This is a genomic window from Halobacteriovoraceae bacterium, from assembly GCA_020635115.1.
Taxonomy (GTDB): domain Bacteria; phylum Bdellovibrionota; class Bacteriovoracia; order Bacteriovoracales; family Bacteriovoracaceae; genus JACKAK01.
In genome coordinates this window covers 104,101-127,079 of sequence record JACKAK010000005.1, presented here as the reverse complement: position 1 = coordinate 127,079, position 22,979 = coordinate 104,101, and the positions used below count along the sequence as shown (strand labels likewise).

Sequence of the window (22,979 nt, the reverse complement as noted above, 5' to 3'; positions counted from 1 at the left end):
GTTTCGAAATTTCAATATGTTACTAACTTGCTTGCTTTTTTTCATCTTCATTTGAGGGAATCGATTGTGATACAGCAGTAGATTCATTTGAAGCAGATTGAGGTGTCGAAGGAAGATTTGCAGCTACTGTGTTCTCTTTGTTTTCAACTGGACGTTGATACTGCGTTTCTTGTTTTTGTATATTCTGTGTATCTAGATTGTCTTGCTCATCAACAATTTTTTGCTGATGTTCACCTATAGCAGTATTGCCTTGGATTACTTCTTCTGTGCGATTTTCTTCTTCTACAAGTTTATTTTGGCCAGTATTTTTTTCTTTTTCTATTATTTCCTGAATCCCTTTTTCAATGAGATGTTCACCTTGTAGATGTTCGGCCCTTTCCTTTCTGAATTTCTTTGCGAGTTCGAATTCTTTTTGGACTGCATTTTCTGCAAGGGCCTCGATTGGATCTCTGTTTTCATCGAAATCTTTAATTTCTTCAGGAAGAAAGTTACTGTCACTTCTATTCCAAAGAATATCAAGTGAGTTTTCAAATCTAAAAATTATGTCATAGAATAATTTTTCAGGATTGAGTAGGGTATTCATAATTGTCATTGTTACAGATAAAACAATACCTGTTAGTGAAGTACTCATTGAGAATGAAACCTTACTAAGGAAATCATTCATTAGATCTTGTGTACCAGCTACATCTGCTATATCCATATTCGTAAGGTCAAAAAGACCTTCCATAATCCCTAGAAATGTACCAAAAATACCACCAATGACAAACATTCCTGGCAAAACGTTCAAGACATCATTAATTGTTACCGGAATTATACCAAAAACTTTATTAAAACATGGATTGTTTTGACAAACAGTTTTCGTAATTTCTAACATTTTAGGTGGGTGTCCCTGATGTTTTAAAAACTTTATTTGTTTTAAAGTATCTTTAACTATAAAAGCAGCACCTTGTTGTATTAAAAATATCCGATCACTAATAGACATGATGACATCTGGTTTTCTACGTTTCATAATTGCTCTAAGAATGAAAAGCTCATAAAATGTTTTCTCAAGAAGCTTTTTGGTGGCCAAATAGAAAGAAAAATGACCATCCTTTGACATGAGCTCTAGAAATGCATGCGCCCTTCTTTCAAACTCACGTGCAAACCAATCTTCTCTTTTTATAGTCCAATACACTAACGCCCTTAGTGATGTACCAATAAAAAAGACAACAATCATTGTCGGTGTTAATAAGTCGGCAAGCCCTTTTAAAATTTCTTGTTGACCTGAATCGACCATCTCCGTCTCCTAGTTCTTCAAACTGAATTTTACAATAACCCTTTGGGCCTTTTTACAGTCATATTCTTTACAAAAATCATCAGCTGACATTCCTTCATACTTATCTATGTCTTTGATTTCTTCTGTCATAAAAGATCTCCCTGTCACTTTAACGAGAGGGAAGAGTCTTTGTTGATGCTTGTATTTAAGTTTTTTTCTATCAAACATATAATTGAATACCGAGTTAGCTCTGTTTTGAGATAATTTTAGGTTAAACTCCGCCGCTTTTTTATCACTGGGATCCAAACTTTGTGGATTGATAAACTTTCCATTATAAGTAGGTGAGGCAAAACCTATAATTTCAACAGCTTCTATTTTTGAAGCTATTGCTGGATCAGAAAACAAACTCTCAGAGTAAGAGGGGACAAATTTTTGGAGTGAAGATTTCATTCCATTTTTTAAATCAGCTCGTCCGCTATCAAAGTACTCTCTACCAAAGCTAATTGTTACGTCTCCTGTTTGTAGATCGACATCAGCACTCACACCCTTTTTCTTGAAATTTGCCAGCATCTTTTTTGCCAACTTTTTACGTGTATCGATAAGTGATTGGGCCTGTTTAAGTTCATCACTAAGTTGAGATTTGTCAGTTTCAAGTTTTTTTATGCTTGAAAGATAACGACCAGATTCTTTTTTCGCTGCTTCAAGATCATCTTGTGCTTTGGCCAGCTTCCCTTCAGATTCAGAAATTTTTTCACCCAAACCGGCCAATCTACCTTGTAACTCTTTTTCCTTCTCAGCTGCTTCCTTCTGAAAAGCTGCCATTTTTCTGGCCCTAGCTGCTGCACTAAGTTTTTGTTTATTTAAACTATCCTCAAAAGCTGCTTTATCTCTGGCCATTTGAGATTCAAAATCACTTTTCATTTTTGCCATTTTATCTTTGTATTCCTGTGTCGCCTGAGCTAAATCCTCTGCAAGTTTTCTTTTCTGATTTTCAGCAGCAGAAAGTTGCGTATTCACATCTTTCACTTTCGTGTTTAACTTAGCAATTTTGCCAGCGAGCTCTTTTTCTTTTTTGTCTGCTTCTTTTTGAAACGCAGCAAGTCTCTTTTGTTGTTCTTCAAGACTAAGTTTTTGCTTCTTTAAATCGTCTTCGAATTTCTGTTTTTCAAGCTCCATTTTTCTTTTATGCTCATCTTGTAATTTATCAATTTGTTGGTCATAAGCAATTTTTGTGTCATATAAATCTTGCGTGGCCTGTGCAATTTCTTGATTAAGTCTCTGTGTTTGAAGATTTTGTTGTTCAATTGTTTGTTCAGCACTTTTTAACTGATTTTCAGCTGAATTTAATGAGGTGTTAACAACATTTAATTGTTTATTGACCTCTAGATTAATTTGTTCAAGTTGAGCAATTTTTTCAGAACTTTTCTTTTTTAAACTACGTATTGCAGCGTTAAGCCTTTTTTGTGATTTTTTATTTCTTTTATACTCATCTGCCAATTTAGCAATTTGTTCATCTAAGTCTTTATTGATTTTTTCAATTTGCGCTTCGTTAGCTGCAATTTTCATTTTTTTATCTTCAACATCTTGTTCTAGTTCTTTAATTTGTGCTTGCTTCTTGATTAAAAGGGCCTGTTTAGTTTCAATAATTTTTTGTTTTTCTATAATAGTTAAACGTTTACTCTCAATATCTTGTTCTTGTTTAAGAATTGTATCTGTTTTTTGTGCAATGGTAATCTCTTGTTCTTTAATAACTTCTGACTTTTTAGAAATAGTTTTGTCACGCTTTTGAATTCTTTGTTGAGCTAGCATATTTGAATCAATTATATTTTTTATTATTTGTTGATATTCATTTAAGGCCATTTCTTTCTTTTCATTTTCAAGAGCTCTTCTTCTCAACTCATTTTTCTCTTCTTTTGTTTCCTCTTTTAAGAGTGAAAGTTTTTCCATTAAAGCTTCATAAGTTTCTTGTTCTTTTTGTGAGGCCTCTTTTGCGAGGTAGTCTTCTTTTAATGTTTCATAGGCCTGAATTTGTGATTCAAGTTGCTCATTTCTTTTTTGTAGTTCTTGATATTGAATAGATCGTTGTACAGTGTTTGAACCGTTTCTCATTGAAGAAACAACATATAATAACAAAAAGACAACAGAGAGGACCATGAACAAGTCACTGTTTGATGTCCAAGAATCATTAGATTCTACTTTAGCTTTGATTTTCTCGTAATCAAAAGACATTTTCTTCCCTCATATACGTCAAAATACCTAGCTACTATTCGGTAACGTATCTATATTATTTAACTAAATAAGGGAGAAAAAAAGTCAAACTCGTAAAAATCTAATAATTTGAGGAGTTTAGAATATTATTGTCTAAGTTTTTTGCGCTAATTTTTTGTACACCACTCGCGTTCAGTATATAGTCTGAAATTTTGTGATCTGATCTGTTTTCAATAAGGTAGGTTTGAATATCATTCAAAAATTCTTTAACTACTTTAAACGGAGCAATCTTGGCCATTTCATAATCGGTGAGTCCTTTGTCAATCTCACCGGACTTCAGATACGCCAGGGCCCTATGGGCCATTGTTAAGTAGTAATGTGATGTGCCTCGATCATTTTTCATATATTCTAAAGCTTGCGTAAAATATTTTATCGCAACTATGAAAGAACCTATTTCATAATACTCTTTGGCCATATTAGCAGTTGCTATACCGGCCATGTCTGTATCACCTAAGGCAAGGGAACGATTAACAATATAGTTATATTCAAGGTTGAAATTTTTATTCTTATCTAATAAATTTTCACTTACTATACTATTAAGCAACGCCTTATTTGCTTTCTTACTTGAACCTAATTCTTTTAAAGATTCATAGGCCTTGTAGAATGTATCTTTTGCCAATTTATATTCTTTTTTTACAGCAAATGCTTGTCCGATAACAAAATAAACCTCACCTTTATAATCATTGAGGTGATCAGAAGATTCAATTTTTTCTTCTAAATTTTTAATTAACTCATCATCGACTTCATTCAACCGAGTTTGTAATCTCAGTCTACCTAATTGGGCCATCAATGTTTGAGGACATTCTTTTTCTAATTGATCAACTTTCTTTCTCAATTTTTCAATATTACCTGAAAGATAAAATCTTAAAATATCTGCATAATCTTTATAGTCAGAGATTTCCTTATTGATATCTTTTGTAACTTTGATAACTGTGAGTTCATTCAACGAGAGTTCAATTAATCTAGAAAAATGTGAGTTATTGCCCATGGATCTTCCCTCTATAAAGAGTTTATTTATGCGATAAAAATTATACTTGCAAGTATAAATGAAAAAAATATATTGAGTTCCTTTAAATTACAATAGGTTTACTTTGACAGTAAAACTTGAATATGCGACGAGAGGGAATGAATAGAATTCCAGTTGTAAATAAAAAATATTGTCAGACAGGTGACATAGTCGACATTAGAGAAGAATTAGTTGTTCAACATTTGAACAATATTCTTAAACCACACATGGGTGATAATCTGAAAGGATTTCAAATAGGAGGGGATTTACTTGAATTTGAACTTATAGACCTCACTAAAAAAAATGCTAAAGTACGGATTATAAAAACGATCAAAAGTATTCCAAGATATGAGATCGATTTTGCCATAGGGGTGTCAAGACCTCAAACAATGAAAAAGATTATTGAACATCTTAGTGCCTGTGGAATTAAAAGAATTATCGTATTTAAGGCCGAACTCAGTGAAAAGAGCTATTTACAGTCTAAAATATTTGATCAATCTCAAATGAATCACCTCTCCCTCTTAGGTATGTGTCAGTCGGGGCAATTTACGACTCTTCCAGAAATAATTATTAAAGAGAATGTTCATGCATATATGAAATGGGACTTTGATAATCCAGCACAGAAGTTTCTTTTATCCTTAAATTCTCGTAAAATGCTTAATAATACTGGTATAAACTTTAAAAGAAAAATGCGCTTTGTATTTGGGCCAGAAAGAGGACTGACTACTGACGAAGAAGAGTATTTTTTACAAAATGATTATGAAGATTTAAAACTCTCAAATATTATATTAAGAGTTGAAAATGCAGTAATTTCATTAATGGGTCAAATTGAGCTTATGAAGACTATAAAACAGAAACCTGATGAAATTCTCTAATATCTCCGAAACTATATTCAATCGTGTCTTGACATGTGTTAAGGTAAGGTGAGTATTCTCCTTCCTCACTTATTGTCCCACATCTAGAATCCCATTGTGCATACTTCGTTACATCATATTTTTCATCATTTATGAGAGCGTAAAGTTTTAGTTTTTTATGTTCTCCTTTATAGACGATTCTAGGTGGAATGAATTCGAGTTTATTTACTTTTCCATATCCTTTAAAAAACTGTCTTTTTGCATATAATTGTTCACCCTCACGCAATTTTACTTTTATCATAAACTCACCAGAGTGTCCGCTCCACTTGGGAGTGATTAAAAAGGCACCTGTTCCAACTTGCTCAAATGGTGAGAAAAATTTGACATACTTTGTGACTTCCGTCATTTGTACTCCATCATTTAAAAAAACTTCAACTCGAAAAACTTTTCCAACATGAGCACTATTTTTTGCAACAATCACAAGTTCTTTAGCCCTGACATTAGTGCTAATTAAAGTTAAGAAGACAAAAAGTAGTAAATTCATAAAAGCTCCAAAAGAGATATTAACTATAGAATATTGTTCTTTTATAAAAAAAAGAAGTTTGGTAAAATTGGCCGTGACACGTTACAGGAGTAAGAAATTGAGTAAAATACTTCTTATAAGGCATGGTGAAGCTGGACAAAAAATTCCTGATCATTTGCGTGAGTTAACTTCACATGGCAGAGAATCAATGCTTACTCTAGCACATAAGATGAAAAGATTGAATTTTAGCCCAGAATTTGTTTTACATAGTAATTTTATACGAGCTCAACAAAGTGCAGAAATTTTTGCAAAAAATGCTTTTCCAAAGGCCCGAATTGAAGTTCGAGATAATTTGCATCCATCTGCTAGTGTAGAGCAATGGAGTGAATATATCCAATGTTTAGATACTGATTGCGTTATCGTTTCACATAATCCTTTTTTATCAAATTTGGTTTATGAACTTTGTCATGATACTACTTTTGTTGGCCTAAAAACCTCTGATGCCGTTATGATAGAAACTAGTAGTGATGGACCGAAAATAATTTATAGGAGCCAATAATGGATGAACAACGTACCCCTCAAGGTGAAATATCAATTAGAACTTTGGCGATGCCTGCTGACACAAACCCAACAGGGGATATTTTTGGAGGATGGGTTCTTTCGCAAATGGATATTGCCGGTGGTATTGCCACAAAGAAATTTGCAAGAAAAAGAGTTGTTACTGTTGCAGTAGATTCAATGATTTTTCATTTACCTGTTTTTGTAGGAGATACACTTTGTTGTTACACTAATATAATAAAGACAGGGCGTACTTCTATCACTGTTAAAATTGAGGCCTGGGCCGCCAGAGAAATTGCAAAAGAAAGAGTTTTAGTAACTGAAGGTATTTTTACTTATGTTTGTGTCAATGAAGAAAGAAAACCAATTCCAATTAAAGATTAGTTTCTTTATATTATTATTAATCATCACTTTTCAGTCGATGGCCGAAGATTCTGGGGCCGAATTTACTGTAGATGATGAAGATAGTTATTATTTTTCAGATGATGAAGAAGAGATCAGTGTCAGTACTCAACGAAAACAAAAGATAATAAAAAAATCAAAAAATAAATCTCAGGATAAGCTTGAGATTGTAAAAATTAACGATTCACCAGATGATATTGATGATAAGTCAACCAGTGTTACGCAATTAGAATCTGAAACAGATCCTATCGAATATAAAAAAGAGAATAAGAAAGAAATAGAATCAAAACCATCTCCAATACCAAAAGAAACAATTATTACAAAGAATAAAAATCAGTCAAAAGAAGTTGAGAAGAAGGATCCAGTTGGAAATGTTGCAAAGGAACAAAATTCTACTGTCAAAGAGGAAAATAGAATAGAAGATAAGGGCCTTGAAAAACAAAATTTAACATTATTTCAAAAAGTTAAAAAATTTGTTAAAACGAATTATCAAACAACAAAGAATTGGGCATTACAACAGTTTGAAAAGTTTTTCAATTAATATTCCATATTTTTGAATTCTTCTTTAATTTGACGTTCTTCTTCCTTAAACTTTTTTTCAATAAAATTATCTAATTTGCTATTTATTCCATTTACAATAACTTTTGCAAATGGAAGAGCAAAAATCATTGTTCTTTTTATTTGTGGATGATTATCAACATACTTTCGTACTGGCCAAATTTGAAGGTATGAAAAAAGGAGTAAAATATAAAGGAAAAATGAAAGTAGAGATAATTTTCGAATAAGTTTTCCCCAAGGGTAGGAAAAAGTTGTCTTCTTTTTTCTGTTAGATCTTCTTCTTTTCCTTTTCTTTGTGTTTGCAGAAGATAAAACGGGACGTTTTCTAATTTCAGTTTTTGATCTTAGAGTATTACTTTTCAAAACCTCTTCTAATGTTGGTTTACTATGTGTGGGATTTTTTCCATCACTAAGTTCCAGAGAGATTTGTTTTTCTCTCATTTCTTTAAATTCTGGATAAAATCTCTCAAAGAGATGATCAATATCAACTTGAGGAAGTCCATCTTGAAGAAGATTAACTTTTATATTGGTCTGTGTACCGGCCTCTTTGTTTATAGTCATACTAGGTGCTTCAATTCCATCTACCATTTCTTCAATATAAGGCCTTAAATCAACTTCACCCATATCTCTTAAACTCTTACGATTTTTTGAAATAATTTCATCAAATTTTTCAGATAGAAATCCACCTAAATCAGAACTACTAAACTCAGGATTAATTTTATAAATTATTTTGATAAGTTCTCTACCAAATTGATCCATATCACTATAACGTTTTTCTCTATCTCGACTTAAAGCTTTAAGTAAAACAGTGTCTAGTTCTGGTGGGATATTCGGATTTATAGATGAGGGGGTTGGAATATTACATTCATAGATATTGCGAAGAGTGATCATTTCATTTTTATGAACAAACAGGCGTTGTCCGGTAATGAGTTCCCATAAAATAAGGGCCGTTGAAAATTGATCATATCGGTGATCAATTGTCATCCCATCCATTAAACATTCGGGGGCCAGATAGCCAAATTTACCTTTTATAGTGCCTTCTTGGGTTTCTTCCTGATTTGTTTCTGCTTTAGCTATTCCAAAATCGATGATTTTTATTATACCTTGATAATCAATCATAACATTAGAAGGAGACATATCACGATGAACAATATTACTTTTCTTTCCTGTCAATTTATCTGTGTATTTATGTGCATAATCAAGTCCCATACAAACTTGGGATACAATATGCAATGCCATATCAATTGGAAAATGTTTGCTTTCATATTCAAGTATATCAATAAATTCTCTCAACGAACGGCCATCAACATATTCCATCACACAGTAGAGTCTATTTTTTTCTTCACCGTAACTATAAATTTGAGCAATGTTAGGATGTTGCAATCCATAGGTTACTTGAATTTCATCTAGAAACATTTTTTTGTATTGCAAGTCTTGTGAAAAAACCTGTTTGATCATTTTGACAGCAATAATTTTTTTTGTGATGATATCATTTTCATTAATAGACAACTCTCTGGCCAAATATATCTCGGCCATACCACCATCAACAAGGTGATTTAAGAGAAGATATTTTCCATATCTTTTAATTTTGAAGCTCTCTTCACTGCTCATCTATTAAATCCTTATGGATACTCTTCGGCAGTTTTAGTCAAGTACTTAAGATGAAATTGACTTGAAAAAAATGTCTAAACTTTAGTCATTTTTAGTGGGAAATGTTCAGAAATTCAGTATCTTAATTTGTTAATATCTAAAATGGCCTTTTTGTATAAATGGGCCCATAATACATTTCTACTGAAAAGATATAGGTGTATTTATGGATATTCTTACTGTTACGAATCCTTATGATGGAAATGAAATTTCAAAATTAAGATTAGATTCTTATGAAGATGTTCAAAAAAAAATAATTAACCTTCATCAATTCTTTTTAAAAAATTGTGGACCTGTAAACAAGGTTGAAAAAGTTAAAACACTAGAGAAATTTAAGGATCTTGTTTTAGAAAATAAGGAAAGTCTTATTGAACTGGCCATTTCTGAAGGTGGAAAGCCAATAAAAGACACAATAATTGAATTCACAAGGGCAGTTGATGGTATTAATCAGTCAATTATTGCGTTAAAAAAGTTAAGGGGTGACATCATTCCAATGGGTGAAACTTATGCTTCTTCAGGTCACTTTGCATATACTATATTTACCCCACTAGGAGTCTGTCTTGCAGTAAGTGCATTTAATCACCCACTTAATTTAATCATTCATCAAATGCTTAGCGCTTATATAAGTGGTTGTCCTTTATTGATGAGACCAGCACTAAAAACTCCTCTTAGTTGCAAAAAGTTAGTTGAATTATTTCACCAGGCCGGTGCAAGTGAGAATGAATGCATTTTTTCGCTTTTTACAAATGAAGATTGTCAAAAACTAGTATCTCAAAAGCAAATAGCATTCTTTTCATTTATTGGACACTATAGCATTGGTGAAATGTTACAACGAAAATTGCCGGAGGGTTCTAAATATTGCCTAGAACACGGAGGTACTGCCCCAGTTGTCATTGATATTGATGTTGAAATTGATCAAGTTTTACCTGGTTTGATTAAGGCCTCTTATTATCATGGTGGGCAGGTATGTGTTTCTGCTCAAAATATTTTTATTCATGAAAATATTTTCTTAGATTTTCAAAAAAAATATTTAAAATTGGCAAAAAATTTGGTTGTAGGTGACCCGAAAATACATGAAACAGATATTGGGCCAATGATTACAATTGAGGCAAAGATAAAGTTCTTAAACACATTGGAAAATGCAAAGAAGAGGGGAGTAAATTTCATATTAGAAAGCACTTCTTTCGAAGGAAATTTGGTTGGACCAAGTATAGCCTTGATCCAGAATTTACAAGATTCACTACTTACAAATGAAATTTTTGCACCCCATGTGAATTTAATATCATATACTGATCTTGATTTACTGATAGATTATCTCAATACATCAGAATATTCTTTTCAATCTTCCTTCTATTCAAGAAATATTAACTTAGTGAATTCAGTCATCAGTAAACTCTATTCAAAAGCAATTCTAATTAACCAACATCCAGCATTTAGAGTTGATTGGATGCCATTTGGAGGAGTTAAAAAATCTGGTTTTGGAATTAGTGGATACGAATATGCAATTAAAGATATGAGTTTAGAAAAACTAATCGTAATCAATCAAAACTAGATTCAAATTAACTATTCCTTAATAACACTTACTGTTCCATCTTTTTTACGGGCAACAATTGATAATTTATTTCCTTGGGTCTCTGAAAAATCTTCAAATTCATTTATACCAGACAAACTAGAGTAGTAGATTTTTTTACTATCTCTATATTCTATTAATAAACCATTTAATGTTTTAATCATTTTTTTCACGTTATCAGATTTGAAAGAGATTTTTTGATCTGAGGAATAAATCATCAACTTTCCATCTTTCGAAAGTAAAGCATAGTGCCCGTTAAACTGATACCCTATATCGATAGAGTGTTTCGTAATGAAATTCATGACTTCTTTGGAAATTGTTTTGATTGTCGGTTCAATCGTTTCAGTGGATAAAATGCCAGGGACTTTACCATTAATTAAAATAAGATCACCCACATTACTAATTAATTTTGAACTAATAGGTATCAAAGAATTTTCTATTAGATATTTTGATTGCTTAGAATTATAAAAAACTTTATCACCAATAATATACGTAGAATCATCACTGGCCAATAATGCCTTATGGGTAGAAAAAACTTCTATGCGAGTAATCTTGTTGAACCATGATTTATTTTTTGTGTGATAAACATCACCTTTTGTATATTCAACGAATAGGTCTTGGCCTACGGGATAAACTTCTAAAAGATTCTTCACCCCAATATTTAGAGTTTGATCATCTAGATTTTCACCATAAAGAATTAATTTATCATTTAATATGAGTGATTTTTGAGAAGACATCCAAAACATTTTAACATTGCTAATTTTCTTTTGATGACACTTTTTTGATATTAAATTGATAAGAAATAGAGAATTTTCTTTAGTTAATATACCTAAAGTATGATCATTTGAATTAACCGAACGAATATCATTTGATTCAATCTTTGGTAAACAATAAGGATTAAATTGAAACAAGTCCCATGAAAAATTAGCATTACCTTTTGGCCCAATCCAGAAGATTCCGTCTTTAAGCGCTATAATTTTTTCTGCTTTGAAGCTATCTTCCTTATTTAAAAATCTAAAATTATTACTATCCTTATATTTATAGATCGTTTGAAATTGTGACTGATAAATCTCATCGATCTGGCCTGATAAATTGGTAATGTCGAGTGCATTTACACAAATTGGAAGAAATAACAAAATAATTAAAATTCTCATAATTACCACACTGGAGATGAATTAAGGTCTTGATAGTTATCCGGAAGTTTTTCCCAACCATTTGGATCATCGATATATATTTTTTTAAAATGATAACTTTTAACACCAGGAGATGGAAGTCCTGCAAGAATGGGCATCAAAGCTTGGCATTCTCTGCTATGTCTTCCTCTAGAGCGACATATAATTTTTAAACTTGGAACTAAGTGGTTATAAGTTTCTCCGGCCTCTCTTCGCCCCATTGTATAATTTATCACTGTTTTGATCATTCCATACATTTTAACATATGTTAAAAAGAATTCTCCATCCAAAGCGTCGAAGCCTTGGGTGGAGATGAATTTTTAGCCTTCCGGCGAGGATTGTCCCTGTTTTTCAATATACCTTCTGATTGTTTCTATGGTGGTGCCACCTGTGGTGAGTAAACAGTAGGCCCTTGTCCATAGGGCCGGTTTCCAGTAAAACTTTTTGAAGTGATTTTGATGCTTTTTTTTGATGAGTCTTGATGTAACAGTTTTTAGGTTGTTGACGAGCCTACTCAAATCCATGGCCGGATGGGCCTGGATTAAAAGATGGATATGATCCTCTTCTCCACCGAACTCAGAAAGAACACAAGACCACTTTTCACACACATTATGACAGATGTCTTCTAGGTCTTTTAGAATTTCTTTTGTGAAACATTTTCTTCTGTATTTCGTAACTAACACCAAGTGGTATTGAAGGTTATAAACACAGTGATAATGGGATTTTAGATTGCTTTTTGACATTGACAGCAATATGCCACATTGATAATCTCCTCGCAATGACAAAAAAAGTTGCGAGCAAATTAACGGCCGAAAAAAAAGTTCTCTCTAAGAAGAAACGGGTAGAACTGGCCAAGGCGGCCAAGAAAAAACGTAGTGCGCAGAATAAAGCAAAGCTCATAAAAACTTATCGTTTTCGTTTTTATCCGACAAGTGAACAGACATCAACTCTCTCTCGCTGGATGGGAGCATGCCGGTTTGTCTATAACTGCGGACTTGAAGAACGCAACCTTGTTTTTCAAATGAGTGGCGGAGTTAAAAAATTAAAGTATGAATATCAGCAAAACCAACTTCCGGAGTGTCGATCTATGGAAGGTTTTGAGTGGTTAGAAGAAGTTCCTTCACAATCACTTCAAATGGCACTAAGAAACCTAGATCAAGCTTTTCAAAACTTTCTGGATCCAAATCTCGATGCAGGATATCCGACAAGAAAGAGAAAAGGAAAATGCACTGAATCCATTTGTTTTCCCCAAGGAAATAGAGTTATTATAACTTGCGCAAAAAAGAAATCAAAGAAATGGTCATATATCACAGGAATTCCTAAGATTACCGTAGGTAAAGGAGCTACCCCTCTAAAAATTGCTCAACACAGAAAAATTGAAGGAGAGATAAAAAGAGCAACGATTACACGCCAAACAACTGGTGAATGGTACATCTCTCTGAGTTGCTATTTAGGAAAAAAAGCTGAAATTATTCCTATCAATTCGGCCCATAAAGGTGAGTTGGTTCCCGAAAAATCTGTTGGTATTGATTTAGGCGTGGCCAAAACAATTTGTGAAGACGCTCAGAGCGATAATGAGCATAACCTTGATTTGAAAACAATCAAAAAAGTAGAAAAACAAATAGCGACCCTCCAAAGAAGGGCAGCGAAGCAAAAGAAGTTTTCACCTCGTTGGAAATACTATCAAAAAATAGTTGGAAAAAAACATCGTAAGATAACTAGAATAAGACATGACTTTCTTCATAAGGCCTCAAATGATATTTGCAAAAAACACGCAATTGTAGTGCTTGAGGATCTTAGGGTAAAAAATATGTCAAAAAGTGCCAAAGGTACACTTGAAAAACCAGGAAAAAATGTAGCACAGAAATCTGGACTAAACCGCTCTATACTTAGACAAGGTTGGGGAATGTTTAGAGATTTTGTACGCTATAAAAGCGAGTGGCAAGGAGGATTACTTGTACTTGTTCCGGCTAAAAATACTTCTAGACGATGCAGAAAATGTGGTCATACCTCAGTGGAAAATAGACAAAAGCAAGAAGTATTTTTTTGTGTAAATTGTGGCCATACAGAAAACGCAGATAAACATGCAGCAACTGTCATAAAAGCTCTGGGGCTACAGAGCTTAGGTTTTGAGAGCGAAGCTCGAAAAATCTTAGAAGCCCCCACTAAAGACGCATCAGCGGCTTAGTGGTTGGGAGTAGTCACCCTACCTTCTAGACTTGTGAAGTTTTTACTTTTTTCAATCAATTTTAGTCAACATCTTATTGATATTTTCAAGATCAAGTGAAGATATTTTTTATTTTTGAAAAAAAGTGAAAATTAAACCTATAGATTAAGAAAATATATATATTTGATCATAAAAGATGAGAGACTATTCCAATATTTCGGGGAGATAAATCAGGGTTGAAAAACTCCTTAATTTCAACATTTCTACCATTTTCACTCAAATAAATTGCCCTATCTAGAAGAATTGCAAGTTCTAAGCAGCGACCAAATTGCCATCGAATGATATTAGCACAAAACATATCTTCAAGTTTATTTTGTATATATGTACTTTTGTAAAAAGCATCAATTTCTTCTGCTTTTAGTGGGCATTCTATTTCATTTTCAATGAGTTTACTTTTCACATATTGTGAAAAAGGAAGATAGTATTCTCTTGTTTTTGCATCTCCTATACTTACAAAATCAGAACGTTTCATTTTGTAGTATAGAAATAAATGTAGGCCGTATCGATAAAATTTAACTTGTTTTTTATTTTCAAATTGTGTTCTTGTCATGGATGCGTGAGATCGAGTTGCTAAAGTAAGTGAATATTTGCATAAATTAATTGGGTCACCATCTTTTGCAAATTTTGATATAGGAAAATCTTTTTTAGCATCCATTTTAAGATAGCAACAACCAAAATTAATTACAGTTTTTGCCTGATTTAAAACTGCAGATTTTAGTAAGTGGTTGGATAGGTTTCCGCAACTATGTAAACCTAGTACAAGGGATTGATTGTCTAAAATGTATTTAGATGATTTTGAAGGGAACTTTTCTAATCTGAAATTGACATTTTTAGCATTTGGGGGAAGTGAATATTTATCAATCCTATTTTCACCAGTATTTTGTAATGAACTGTCCATGTCTATACAAAAGGCCTCTATTTGATAGTAATGGGCCAGAAATCTCGATAAATGACCTACACCCCCTCCAACGTCAATTGCTTTCAAATACTTTTTATCTTTATTTAACAATCCAATATAGGGACAAAGTGATTGCAGTTCATGTTTTTTTTTCTTATTAACTTTAACGAAAGCAAAGCGAGGAAAATCTTCCTGTATCTGCCGCTGCTTAGGAATTCCATTTGATAGTTTCTGTAATTGAATAATCAAATCTTTTAATTTACCTTTCTTTAAAACACTCTCGTCGTGAAAAGCATCAAGTCTATATTTATCATCTGAATTGAGATTTCTAATTTCTTTTACAAATTCTTGGTCATACATTTCTAAGGACGTTGGATATTCATTAAGCACTTCATGTCGCCATAAATTCTCATTTGTTAAAAGTATGTTGCGTATGTCACTAAAATATTTGTATAAATCCATCCAAAGACTCATAAAACACTGTGTGACGCATGTCAATGAAAATAGAGAGGAAGAACATAGATGCATCAGTATAAGGGAAAAAAAATTGCTATTTATGGACTAGGTGTTTCTGGAAAATCTGCACTCCAGGCCTTGTCAAGAACACAGGCCATTGTACATGTTGTAAATGCTGGTGACTTAAGTATTTGGGAAGACGATGCAAGAAAAATCAATCCTTTAGTCAAGTGTACAAGTGAAATAGATGCTGAGGAAATTTTAGGAGAAATGGATCTGATCATTCTTGCTCCAGGTATTCCAAAACAAAAAGATTCACTTCGACAGGCCATTCAAAAAAATATACCCATTATGAATGAAATTGAATTTGCATACAGACAAATGAACACACATGGAAAATTTATAGGTATTACAGGTACGAATGGAAAAACAACAACTGTCACAATGCTGAAAGAATTAATGGAAATGGCCAAATTATCTGTCTTTTGTGGTGGGAATATCGGTACTCCTCTGTGTGATTCACTAGACAATATATATGATTACTATCTACTTGAGTTATCTAGCTTTCAACTTGAAAGTTTGCAAACAATTAAATTTGAATACTCTGCTATTTTAAATATTTACCCCAATCATGGTGAAAGATATGAAACTGTTCAAGACTACGCAAAAGCTAAGTTGAATCTTTTTAAATATCTTGAAAAAAGTAAAGTTATAATTTGCGGGCGAACTGTTGAAAAATTTATTGAAGAAGACCAAAAAAAGGAATTTCAACATTTAGATCCAAGCGTTTTGAAGCAGTTCGATCTTAAAAACTTTAAATTACCTGGAGAACATAATAGGGAAAATCTCAATTTTTGTATCCAATTAGCTCTTTTGTTGAATATTTCACCTACCTTGATACAAAAATTCATTGATAGTTTTCTAGGAGTTGAACATCGAATTGAGTTCGTACCAAATAAACTAGGCAAAAAAATATTTAACGATGCTAAAAGTACAAATTGGGATGCAACTATGAGTGCTTTAAAATCCATGCCTTCAAAATCAACACTACTCATTATTGGTGGACAAAAAAGGGGACATAATGATGAAATTACTCCCTATTTAGATGAGTTAAAAAAATTGACTTCTCGGTTAATTTTGATAGGTGAGACTGCATCAATGCATAAAGAACAGATTGATGCTTTGATTGAAAATCATAATATTCTTGAGTTTGATGAGATTTACGACCTTGTAGTTAATAGCACAGAAGAAAATATACTTTTTTCTCCAGCATTTCCATCCTTTGATATGTTCAAAAATTATTCGCAAAGGGGCAAGATATTTAAAAAAATGTTTAATGATTAATGACAGATGCACTTGTTCGATTGATTTTTTGTTCCTTTTCATCCAATAATAAATAATTGTCACCAATTGTGATTTTGAAAATGAAAAGAAGAAGTGTTAGTATGACAATTTCCTTTAGGCCAATTTTCATATCCATTACCTATTAAATTATTGAAAACTAAAAAGTTTTCATAATTACTCTATCGGAACCTAAAAATTTTACTAAAGTTTTTCAAATTGCTTTTTTGTATACAGGATCAAAATAGTCGGTAAATTACAATGTTTGAAATGAATGAGGAACTCTTGTATATGAGATGTAAAACATGATATTTTGTAAGGCACATTGTGAAAAGGAAATCTTATGTCTAAAACTATGATAAACAAGAATCAAATTGCTCAAAATATTCAATCATTACAGCTTTTTATGAAAGAAAATATTCTTCATGGAATGTATATATCTAGCTTTGATCCCTGGTTAAATGAGTATGTCCCTATGGAAAATTGCCATCGATATTACATTACTGGCTTTACTGGCTCTGTGGCCGAAGTTTTTGTACCAGTCTCTGGCAGACCAAGACTTTATGTTGATGGAAGATATCATGAACAGGCCGATATTGAAGTCAATAAAGAGCTAGTTGAAGTTGTCAAATGTGAGAGTTCGACAAGTTTAATAGAAAAACTTAAACAAGATCTATTAGTTCTCTTATCTCCTGAGAATGTTCTCGGAATTGAAGGAGATAGATGTTCCCTTGATTTAGAAACTAGTTTTAGTAATTTATTTCAAATTCGAACCTTTGATAATGGAGAACTCGCGAAGTCGACATTTCATTCGAAACTGACTTTGTCCAATAAAATTGAATCAGTTCCTCTGGAATTTTCTGGAGAAAAAGTTTGTGACAAATTGATGAGATTTTGTGAGTTGAACCAAGGTCGGTTTATTACGCAATTGGATACTATTGCTTGGCTTTCTAATTGCAGAGGTTATCAATTGCCTTATCAAAGCGTTTATATCGCAAAAGCATTGGCAACGAAGGATCAGCTCTATGTTTTTATAGACGATCTTAATTTAGTTTCTTCAATAGCCAAAGATATTTCAGGAATTACTTTTATTGAATGCAAGAATAAAAAAGATCTGGAGTTAAATCTTCGCGACATAGTTCAAAAAAAGAGTCTTACAGAACTTTTTTTTCATGCATCTTCAATATCAGGATCAGATTATCGATGTTTGAAAAGCGCATGTGGAAATTTTCTTGATCTCAAACATGAAACCAGATCAAACATAATGTTTCATGCCATTAAAAATAAAACTGAGATCAAAGTAATTCGAGAAAATTTTAAACGAGCTAATGACGTTATATTTAAATCTATTCAAGAGGCCAAAGAAAGGTTTTCAAATGGTGAGAAAATAACAGAAAAAAACTTATTTGATAGAGTTAATGAAAATTACAAATCTGCAGGGGCCCTTGATTTGAGCTTTAAAACAATTGTTGGATTCGATGCTAATGGGAGTATTGTCCACTATGGAGATCCTAAAGAGGATGTTATTGCTCAAGACGGTACAATTGTACTTCTCGATTCGGGATGTTATTTTAAAGGAGGCTATGCAACGGATACAACACGTACATTTTTATTAGGACAAAGGCCCAGTGATGAACAAAAAATTGTCTATACTTTGGTTCTAAAAGGTCTAATAAGAGCAGAAAGTGCTGTTTTTCCAAAAGGTTCTCCTGGTTGCATGATTGATGCACTAGCTAGATCAACAATGTTAAAATTTGGATTTGATTATGCACATGGAACAGGGCATGGAGTCGGTATTAATGTACATGAGGGAGGTTTTAGAGTTGGAAAAAATTCACTTGTTGCACTTTCGATAGATACTATTGGTTCATTGGAGCCCGGAATCTACATCCCTGGAAAATTTGGCGTTCGTTTAGAAAATATTGTTGAAGTAGTTCAACATCCTGAATATGACCAAATGCTTTGTTTTAGACCTTTAACATACATCGGATATGATCCATACCTTGTCGATTCGAAACTACTCGAGCGAGAAGAAATCAAGTACCTAGAAAATTACGAGCATATCTGTCTTGAATTGGGAACATCTTTTGGTTTATATAATTAAAAATTATTTATCAATATAAAATATCGTAATTTCATGCGTTAAAAAAAGCATATCTCTTAAAAAATACATTTATTGGACAACAAGGCCTATGAAAACACTAGAAAGTATTAGCTTTTTCATTTACTTTGTTTTGTCTGAAATGTTTAACAAATTCCTAAAGGAATCGTAATGAATTTCAATTTTTCCAAGCAAATTTTTATGTTATTCATAAGTTTTACTTATATCAATTCCTGGAGCTATGAATTTGGCAGTAAAATTGAGGAAGTTAGTATACTTACGGATGACTCGGTGCTTTTGAAAGGTGTACGAATCAATTGGTCTTCAGGTTCAACTATAAAAGTCAATTTACAGCACGGGTTTTCATCTACTTCTTATTATTGGGCCCCAGTTCAAAACCTAGCTTACGATGAATATTTCAACTTTCATATGTTTGAAACTATTGAAAACGTTATGGAAGAAAATTATCAATTTGATAAAGATTTAAGAAGTTATATTTCTAAAAGACTCAGCTCATTTTGGCACAAATTTAATATTACTCATGGAATTAGACAACCTGCTAAAAGTCGAAGAATTATGTTTGAAGTACTCAAGAAATCTATCCTACATGAGCTCAACAAAGAAATTAAAAAAAGAAAACTTTGGGACGCTTATGAATTTATAGCAGATATTGAAATTGAAACATTTTACACACAAGTTTTAGCGTTAGAAGAAAAGTTTAGAAAGCAGAAAAGAAAAGTAAAACGTGAACAATTTAAAAAAATGGCCGTGACCCGCGCAAATGCCATCGGAGTTGATATCTATGCCTTTAATTTTGGTGGGCATGGTAATGGTTCTGCTAAATCTGACTTTATTCAAGGTGATCCTAATAAGAACCAATGGAAACATGGCTTTGATAGACTTGCCTCTCACGATGTGATGGCGATCACTCAAAAAATGATTATGGATGGTAAACTTCAACTAGGTTCTGAAGTTAACCCTTGGCTCTTTTGGATTGGACACTCAATGGGTGGGATGATGGAATCTGCAGCTACTGCTGGAGTTTCCATGTCTGGAGATGTAAGTTATATAGATCCTCTAAAAGCTAAATTCTATGAAGAAGTTTATAAAGGAATTACAAATATCGGTAGTCCCGTCCACTTTGAAAATCAGGCCATACTTAGTTTTCTTGTTAAGTTCCTTCAAAAAGAACCTCGTCTGATCAAATTCTTTCTCAGTATTATTTCTATGGCCACTGTAAAAAATTATAACCCTATTGAGCCAGATGAAAGGTTTGATATTTTAAAAAGTATCGAAAAATATTTCGATGCAAAAAGATCAGAGGGAATTAAATCATTCGCTAAAACATCTCTTGGTAGTATTATTTTCAAAAGAATAGGTGTCGTCGATCCTGCAAGGTATCCTGCAGAGAAACTTAGAAAATTTTTGGCCAGAGGGATAACTAAAGATATCCCGATAGGTTTTTTTGAAGATGCTGTTCGGTATTTTGCAAACGTAAATCCAAAAACATTTAAAGAGTATAAGGAGCTCTTAAAAACTGACCCAGAAGCCGCTGATAAAATGCTTATGAAAAAAATTGAAAATGAAGGTTCTACTTTTAAACCAAGAAATGGGGATTTTGACTATGCTAAACTTCACACCCCAGCATCAATACCAAAAATTATCGTTTCCATGGGCCATGATGGTCTTGGCTTTGATTACGACCTAAGGGCACATGTGGATTATCAAACCGCAGACGGTAAAGAGGCCAAACGACTTCTTATTAACTTTCCTGACTTCACACATGCTGATCATGGACATGCTGATCAGGCCAGAAGTGTAATTGAATATCTAGGTATTATGATTAAACAATCAGTAAGAGGACACATCACTCAAGATGACCTCAAAGTTCTTGTTAAGTTAGGTGCAGAAGTCATTATTGATAAATTTCCAAGAAAAGATAACCGCGAACAATATTGCCAGAAAATATTACTGGCCTCCTAGTATATTACATTTTTACATTATTTAGAAAAAATTAACTGACATTAAGAAATCTATAAGGTAGATGTTGAAGGACATTCTTTTTTTTTTGGGCAAAAACCATGAAGAAACGAGTGTCAAACACAAGGTGGTTCCAACAGTTAACACCCCTAATTCTAACTGTTGTCTTTTTAGCTCCTACGAACATTTTTGGATCGTCAAGCTCGGCAGCGCTTAAAACGTTTATAAGACATATAGAACATTTTGATGACTCTGATTGTGAACGTGTTTTAGTCGAAAAAAGTACAAATAGCTTTGATGACCACTTGTCACACTATGAAGAGGGGATAAAAGATCGTCCACCATCCCATCTTTATGAACAGCATAAGCTCAAAGGCTATATGTTCATTATAAACAGTAGTAATTCTGGGAAAAAACAACAATTTGATGAAATGTTTGGACCTCTCGTTCATGGTTTCTTAGAAATTGATAAACGCGAAATCGATTCTGACCCTCTATCTGTAGCTGTTCATAAGGCCTCACAGTTTAAAGACTATGAACATCCTGTATTAATTGATGACACCATAATGGAAATTGATGGCGAAGAAGTTGGTATTAATATTCGTTGGATTGTTGAAAGTGGTAAAATAAAAGACTATGTAGGCAAAAGGGCAACATGGGGTTCCACTTTGGCCTATCGAATCGGAAATAAAGTCTACACTGCTTATGGTGAAATACATGGAACTATTGTTGATCCTTTTCCACTACTCAATACCTTTCATCCAGACATTCAAGATTTAATTCAACAAGGTGCCTTTGGTTTTGATTTATTTTTTAAGGCCGATGGCGATCATTATCCCATTGGATTTAATAAAGTTCCAAAACGTTCACCAAGATGGCATGCAGCAAAGAAAATATTACGCGGTGAAGTTGAAGTACATGACACTATTGAAGAGTGGAGTGGCCCTTGGCAAAATGACTAAACTGCCAAGACATTTCTAGGTGACGTCCTTCACAAAAATATTTATACTGCCGCCAGTTTTATTGAGAAAGGATTAAAAAATATGTTTGAAAATTTGCAAGTCCCAACTGAACTTATCCCATCTGACCCTCGCTTTGGTTGTGGGCCTTCATTGATTCCAATTGAGTATGTAACTAAGCTTGCTGAAGCAGGTCCCCATCTGCTTGGAACATCTCATAGAAAAAGTGCAGTTAAAAAAATTCAAAAAGAGGCACAGGATGGATTAAAGAAGTATTTTAGTCTCAAAGATGAAACAATTGCGCTTGTCGCAAATGGTGGTGCGACGATGCTTTTTGACATGATTGCACTTGGAGCTGTTGAAAATAAAGTTGTACATTTCACTTGTGGAGAGTTTTCTCTTAAATGGGCAAAATCATCCCAAATGGTTCCATGGATCGAAACAGAAATTATTAATGTAGAAATGGGCCAGGGGATTTCACCATACAATGTTGAAGATGCCGATGTTATTTGTTGTACTCTAAACGAAACATCCACAGGTGTTCAAATAGACAAGCTGCCCAAAGTTAACGATGATCAACTCCTCATTGTTGATGCAACCAGCGGGGCGGGACAATTAGATTTTGATTTTAATCAGGCCGATATCGTCTTTTTTTCAGCTCAAAAGGTGTTTGCTTCTGAAGGCGGAACCCATATTGTTATTCTCTCAAAGAAAGCACAGGATAAAGTTTTAAATATAAGTAAAACGGAAAGGTATATTCCGGCCTATATGAATTGGGCAACACTTATAGAAAATGGAGTTAAGAATCAAGTATATAATACTCCTTCAATATCAGCACTTTTCTTTCTAAATGAACAAGTCAAAGAAATGAATAAGTGTGGATTTAAGGGGGCCGTTGAATTGGCCAATAAAAAAGCAAATCTCCTTTATGGCTGGGCAAATGAAAAAGATTATTTAAAACCATATATCGAGGATGAAAAGTTTCGATCTAAAGCAGTTGCTTGTATTGATGTTAACGACAAAATTAATGTTGAAGATCTTCTAGAACAACTCGAAAAACAAAAAATTGTCTATGGAATAGATTCCTATCGTAAACTTGGAAGAAACCAATTTAGAATTTCATTATTTCACAATATAAAATTTGAAGATCTAAAAAAACTTACTGAACTTTTAAGTTGGGCAATTGAGAAAGAGCTAAAATAGT

General features: G+C 33.0%; 21 protein-coding genes. 11 read left to right on the top strand and 10 right to left on the bottom strand.

What is annotated here, in order from left to right; genetic code table 11:
* Window positions 1–22 precede the first annotated feature (22 nt).
* From H6622_09240 to H6622_09230, 3 genes are all read right to left on the bottom strand, one after another.
* Window positions 23–1,276 (bottom strand): hypothetical protein, encoded by a 1,254-nt coding sequence (locus H6622_09240; GenBank protein ID MCB9061692.1) that lies wholly within the window; start codon window positions 1,274–1,276, stop codon window positions 23–25.
* 9 nt (window positions 1,277–1,285) lie between these two features.
* Window positions 1,286–3,484: a hypothetical protein gene (locus H6622_09235; GenBank protein ID MCB9061691.1), complete on the bottom strand. Its 2,199-nt coding sequence runs from the start codon at window positions 3,482–3,484 to the stop codon at window positions 1,286–1,288.
* 100 nt (window positions 3,485–3,584) lie between these two features.
* Complete coding sequence (locus H6622_09230) at window positions 3,585–4,511, bottom strand: hypothetical protein (protein MCB9061690.1); 927 nt, start codon at window positions 4,509–4,511, stop codon at window positions 3,585–3,587.
* Between the two features lie 137 nt (window positions 4,512–4,648).
* Between H6622_09230 and H6622_09225 the strand changes: the two genes are divergently transcribed.
* A complete protein-coding gene (locus H6622_09225; GenBank protein ID MCB9061689.1) occupies window positions 4,649–5,404 on the top strand; it encodes an RNA methyltransferase in 756 nt (251 codons plus the stop codon).
* On the opposite strand, the gene H6622_09220 is transcribed toward H6622_09225, so the two are convergent.
* Window positions 5,373–5,927, bottom strand: coding sequence for a hypothetical protein (locus H6622_09220; protein MCB9061688.1), 555 nt, complete (start codon window positions 5,925–5,927; stop codon window positions 5,373–5,375). The two genes, H6622_09225 and H6622_09220, sit on opposite strands and share 32 nt — an antisense overlap.
* Window positions 5,928–6,024: 97 nt before the next feature.
* Between H6622_09220 and sixA the strand changes: the two genes are divergently transcribed.
* From sixA to H6622_09205, 3 genes are read left to right on the top strand one after another with little or no spacing between them, the layout of a single operon-like run.
* Window positions 6,025–6,465 (top strand): phosphohistidine phosphatase SixA, encoded by a 441-nt coding sequence (gene sixA / locus H6622_09215; GenBank protein ID MCB9061687.1) that lies wholly within the window; start codon window positions 6,025–6,027, stop codon window positions 6,463–6,465.
* Window positions 6,465–6,848 carry an acyl-CoA thioesterase gene (locus tag H6622_09210; GenBank protein MCB9061686.1) on the top strand — a complete coding sequence of 128 codons (384 nt, stop codon included), beginning with the start codon at window positions 6,465–6,467 and terminating at the stop codon, window positions 6,846–6,848. Before sixA ends, H6622_09210 begins: the two co-directional genes overlap by 1 nt.
* Window positions 6,849–6,885: 37 nt before the next feature.
* On the top strand, window positions 6,886–7,407 hold the full coding sequence (locus H6622_09205) for a hypothetical protein (GenBank protein MCB9061685.1): 522 nt from the start codon (window positions 6,886–6,888) through the stop codon (window positions 7,405–7,407).
* Here H6622_09205 and H6622_09200 read toward each other — a convergent pair.
* Complete coding sequence (locus H6622_09200) at window positions 7,404–9,035, bottom strand: serine/threonine protein kinase (GenBank protein ID MCB9061684.1); 1,632 nt, start codon at window positions 9,033–9,035, stop codon at window positions 7,404–7,406. The genes H6622_09205 and H6622_09200 overlap by 4 nt on opposite strands.
* Window positions 9,036–9,237: 202 nt before the next feature.
* Between H6622_09200 and H6622_09195 the strand changes: the two genes are divergently transcribed.
* The gene (locus H6622_09195; protein ID MCB9061683.1) at window positions 9,238–10,623 is read left to right on the top strand and encodes an aldehyde dehydrogenase family protein; all 1,386 of its coding nucleotides are present in this window, start codon (window positions 9,238–9,240) and stop codon (window positions 10,621–10,623) included.
* Window positions 10,624–10,634: 11 nt separating this feature from the next.
* On the opposite strand, the gene H6622_09190 is transcribed toward H6622_09195, so the two are convergent.
* From H6622_09190 to tnpA, 3 genes are all read right to left on the bottom strand, one after another.
* Window positions 10,635–11,795, bottom strand: a complete 1,161-nt coding sequence (locus H6622_09190; GenBank protein MCB9061682.1) for a hypothetical protein — start codon at window positions 11,793–11,795, stop codon at window positions 10,635–10,637.
* A 2-nt stretch (window positions 11,796–11,797) separates the two neighbouring features.
* Complete coding sequence (locus tag H6622_09185) at window positions 11,798–12,061, bottom strand: hypothetical protein (protein MCB9061681.1); 264 nt, start codon at window positions 12,059–12,061, stop codon at window positions 11,798–11,800.
* 72 nt (window positions 12,062–12,133) lie between these two features.
* Window positions 12,134–12,556, bottom strand: coding sequence for an IS200/IS605 family transposase (tnpA, locus tag H6622_09180; GenBank protein MCB9061680.1), 423 nt, complete (start codon window positions 12,554–12,556; stop codon window positions 12,134–12,136).
* Between the two features lie 35 nt (window positions 12,557–12,591).
* On the opposite strand from tnpA, the gene H6622_09175 reads away from it, so the two are divergent.
* A complete protein-coding gene (locus tag H6622_09175) occupies window positions 12,592–14,001 on the top strand; it encodes a transposase (protein MCB9061679.1) in 1,410 nt (469 codons plus the stop codon).
* Between the two features lie 166 nt (window positions 14,002–14,167).
* Here H6622_09175 and H6622_09170 read toward each other — a convergent pair whose 3' ends face one another.
* Window positions 14,168–15,400, bottom strand: coding sequence for a methyltransferase (locus H6622_09170; GenBank protein ID MCB9061678.1), 1,233 nt, complete (start codon window positions 15,398–15,400; stop codon window positions 14,168–14,170).
* Between the two features lie 60 nt (window positions 15,401–15,460).
* On the opposite strand from H6622_09170, the gene murD reads away from it, so the two are divergent.
* Entirely contained in the window at window positions 15,461–16,738 is a 1,278-nt protein-coding gene (murD, locus tag H6622_09165; GenBank protein MCB9061677.1) for a UDP-N-acetylmuramoyl-L-alanine--D-glutamate ligase, read from the top strand.
* Here murD and H6622_09160 read toward each other — a convergent pair.
* Window positions 16,728–16,868, bottom strand: a complete 141-nt coding sequence (locus H6622_09160; protein ID MCB9061676.1) for a hypothetical protein — start codon at window positions 16,866–16,868, stop codon at window positions 16,728–16,730. The two genes, murD and H6622_09160, sit on opposite strands and share 11 nt — an antisense overlap.
* A 210-nt stretch (window positions 16,869–17,078) precedes the next feature.
* Here H6622_09160 and H6622_09155 point away from each other — a divergent pair, with 210 nt between their 5' ends.
* The 4 genes from H6622_09155 to H6622_09140 all read left to right on the top strand — a co-directional run bounded on the left by H6622_09155 (window position 17,079) and on the right by H6622_09140 (window position 22,978).
* A complete protein-coding gene (locus tag H6622_09155; GenBank protein ID MCB9061675.1) occupies window positions 17,079–18,839 on the top strand; it encodes a M24 family metallopeptidase in 1,761 nt (586 codons plus the stop codon).
* Between the two features lie 168 nt (window positions 18,840–19,007).
* Complete coding sequence (locus tag H6622_09150; GenBank protein MCB9061674.1) at window positions 19,008–20,819, top strand: hypothetical protein; 1,812 nt, start codon at window positions 19,008–19,010, stop codon at window positions 20,817–20,819.
* 98 nt (window positions 20,820–20,917) lie between these two features.
* Window positions 20,918–21,778 (top strand): hypothetical protein, encoded by an 861-nt coding sequence (locus tag H6622_09145; protein MCB9061673.1) that lies wholly within the window; start codon window positions 20,918–20,920, stop codon window positions 21,776–21,778.
* A gap of 81 nt (window positions 21,779–21,859) precedes the next feature.
* Window positions 21,860–22,978, top strand: a complete 1,119-nt coding sequence (locus tag H6622_09140; protein ID MCB9061672.1) for a phosphoserine transaminase — start codon at window positions 21,860–21,862, stop codon at window positions 22,976–22,978.
* The last annotated feature ends 1 nt before the right edge of the window (window position 22,979 follow it).